This window comes from Microbacterium sp. (genome assembly GCF_031988965.1).
GTDB lineage: Bacteria > Actinomycetota > Actinomycetes > Actinomycetales > Microbacteriaceae > Microbacterium.
Window position 1 is genome coordinate 21,110 of the sequence record NZ_DALZXX010000029.1, and the last position, 2,933, is coordinate 24,042.

2 protein-coding genes and 1 pseudogene are annotated in these 2,933 nt (G+C 68.0%); all 3 read left to right on the forward strand.

All coding sequences use genetic code 11. The features are described from left to right. Positions 1-93: 93 nt before the first annotated feature. Positions 94-1,728, forward strand: a complete 1,635-nt coding sequence (locus tag RTM68_RS08055; RefSeq protein WP_312169898.1) for a PTS mannitol transporter subunit IICB — start codon at positions 94-96, stop codon at positions 1,726-1,728. 79 nt (positions 1,729-1,807) lie between these two features. Next, the gene (locus RTM68_RS08060; RefSeq protein WP_312169899.1) at positions 1,808-2,239 is read left to right on the forward strand and encodes a PTS sugar transporter subunit IIA; all 432 of its coding nucleotides are present in this window, start codon (positions 1,808-1,810) and stop codon (positions 2,237-2,239) included. Further along, positions 2,239-2,933, forward strand: a pseudogene (locus RTM68_RS08065) (mannitol-1-phosphate 5-dehydrogenase); the annotation flags it as partial. The gene RTM68_RS08060 and the pseudogene RTM68_RS08065, both read left to right, overlap by 1 nt.

The window sequence follows — 2,933 nt, forward strand, 5'->3', positions numbered from 1 at the left end:
ACTCGCGCTCGCGGCCGATGACGCCGCCGGCGCCCGCCTCGCCGTGGCCGATGCCACAGCACCCCTCCCCCCTCACCAGAAAGAGACGACATCATGACGACGACGTCACCCGCCGCCACGAAGGCAGGCGGCCTCCGAACAGGCGTGCAGCGCTTCGGCACGTTCCTGTCGGGCATGATCATGCCCAACATCGCCGCGTTCATCGCGTGGGGATTCATCACCATGCTGTTCATCCCGAAGGGCTTCTTCGGGGCGGAGAGCCCGTTCGGCTGGCACTGGGCAGGTGTCGCCGAGATCATCGGCGGCGGCGGAGATTCCGCAGTCCTGGGCTGGCAGGGCGCGATGACCGCGGTCACCGAGAGCGCCGATGGCAACATCTTGGCCTATGTGGGACTGGTCGGCCCGATGGTCACCTACCTGCTTCCGCTCCTCATCGCCAACACCGCAGGTCGTATGGTCTACGGCGAGCGCGGCGGTGTCGTCGCGACGATCGCGACGATGGGTGTCATCGTCGGCACGAACATCCCGATGTTCCTCGGCGCGATGATCATGGGACCGATCGCGGCCTGGCTCACCAAGCAGATGGACAGGCTGTGGGAGGGCAAGATCCGCCCCGGCTTCGAGATGCTCGTCAACAACTTCTCCGCCGGCATTCTCGGCATGATCCTGGCCATCGTCGGCTTCTTCGCCTTCGGCCCGGTCATGCTCGGCATCAGCGCGGTGCTGGGCGGTGCCGTCGACTGGCTGGTCGCACTGAACCTGCTGCCGATCGTGTCGATCATCGTCGAGCCCGCGAAGGTGCTGTTCCTCAACAACGCCATCAACCACGGCGTGTTCACCCCGCTCGGCATCGAGCAGGCGGCGGAGACCGGCAAGTCGATCCTGTTCCTCATCGAGGCGAACCCCGGCCCCGGCCTGGGCCTGCTGCTCGCGTTCACGTTCTTCGGTGTCGGCGCCGCGAAGGCCTCCGCACCGGGTGCCGCGATCATCCAGTTCTTCGGCGGCATCCACGAGATCTACTTCCCGTACGCGCTGAGCAAGCCGACCACCATCCTCGCGCTGATCGCGGGTGGTGCAGCAGGTGTCACGACGAACATGGTGCTCGGCGGCGGACTGGCCTTCCCGGCAGCACCGGGCAGCATCATCGCCGTCACGGCCGCAGCCGTCGGCAGCGGCGTGGGCAACCTGCTGGTCGTCTACCTCTCGGTCGTGATCGCCGCCGTCGTCACGTTCCTCGTCACCGGCGTCATCCTGCGGGCCTCGCGCAAGCGCGACCTCGAGGCCGAGGGCGACAGCTTCGGCGACGCGATCGCACAGACCGAGGCGAACAAGGGCAAGTCGTCCGCCGCGATGGACGCCCTGCGTGCCTCCTCGGGCACTGCCGGTGCAGCTGCCGGCGCCGGCGCCGGCGCAGGCGTGGCCACCGACCGTCGTATCGCGAACATCGTGTTCGCCTGCGACGCCGGCATGGGCTCGTCGGCCATGGGTGCGAGCGTGCTGCGCAACAAGTTCAAGAAGGCGGAGATCGACGGGGTGACGGTCACCAACCAGGCGATCGCGAACCTCGACGGCAGTGCTGACCTCGTGATCACGCAGCAGCAGCTCACCGACCGCGCGAAGGCGCAGTCGCCGAACTCGATCCACGTGTCGGTCGACAACTTCATGAACTCTCCGAGGTATGAAGAGGTCGTCGAGATGGTGCGCGAGCAGCGCGAGCCCGGCGCCTGACGCCCGCGTGACAGACCGGGAGGGGCGGATGCCTCGGCATCCGCCCCTCCCTCCACACACTCAGAAAGAAGGAATCACCATGAGCGTTCTCACCCTCGATCAGGTCCGCATCCACGCAGGCTCCAGCACGCAGGAGGCGGCGCTTCAGGAGGCCACCGACATCCTCGTGTCGGCCGGTGCTGTCACCCCCGCCTACGTCGATGCCATGCGTCAGCGCGAGGCGACCGTGTCGACCTACATGGGCAACGGTCTGGCGATTCCGCACGGCACCAACGACACGAAGGACGCGATCCTCGGATCCGCTCTCTCGGTCGTCCGCTACGACGGCGGCGTCGACTGGGCGGGCGAGCCTGCGACGTTCGTGGTGGGCATCGCCGGCCGCGGCGACGAGCACCTCGAGATCCTCTCGCAGATCGCGATCCTGTTCTCGGATGAGGATGACGTCGCGAAGCTCAATGCCGCACAGACCCCGGAGGAGCTCTATGCGCTGCTCTCGGCGGTGAACGACTGATGAAGGCTGTCCACTTCGGCGCCGGCAACATCGGCCGCGGATTCGTCGGTCTGCTGCTGCACGAGGGCGGCTACGAGGTCGTGTTCTCCGACGTCGCCACGGCACTCGTCGATGCGATCAACGCGGTCGACTCGTACACCGTGCACGAGGCCGGCCCGGGCGGCACCGACCATGTCGTGACAGGGTTCCGCGCCGTCAACAGCGGCACGGACCCGGATGCGGTCGCCGACGAGGTCGCGACAGCCGATGTCGCGACGACCGCTGTCGGTCCGACTGTGCTGCGCTTCGTGGCTCCCACGATCGTCGAGGGCCTTCGGCGCCGCTCCCCCGATGCCGCGCCGCTGCAGGTGATGGCCTGCGAGAACGCGATCGGTGCGACCGACACCCTCCGCGCCGAGGTCGAGAAGGCGGCCGGAGAGGACGCCGCCGAGCTGCTGGCGCGCGCGGTGTTCGCCAACACGGCCGTCGACCGCATCGTGCCCGGGCAGCCCGCGGACGGCGGCGTCGACGTGACTGCCGAGCCGTACTTCGAGTGGGCGATCGAATCCGGAGCGTTCGGCGGTGCTCTGCCGACCATCCCCGGCGCGCACTTCGTCGAGAACCTCGCTCCCTACATCGAGCGCAAGCTGTTCACCGTGAACACCGGGCACGCGGCCACCGCGTACTTCGGAGCGCGCGCGGGCATCGAGCGCAT

Bases quoted from the DNA above. Each gene is read 5' to 3' on its own strand.
- RTM68_RS08055 (WP_312169898.1), top strand. From the start codon at position 94: ATGACGACGACGTCACCCGCCGCCACGAAGGCAGGCGGCCTCCGAACA.
- RTM68_RS08060 (WP_312169899.1), top strand. From the start codon at position 1,808: ATGAGCGTTCTCACCCTCGATCAGGTCCGCATCCACGCAGGCTCCAGC.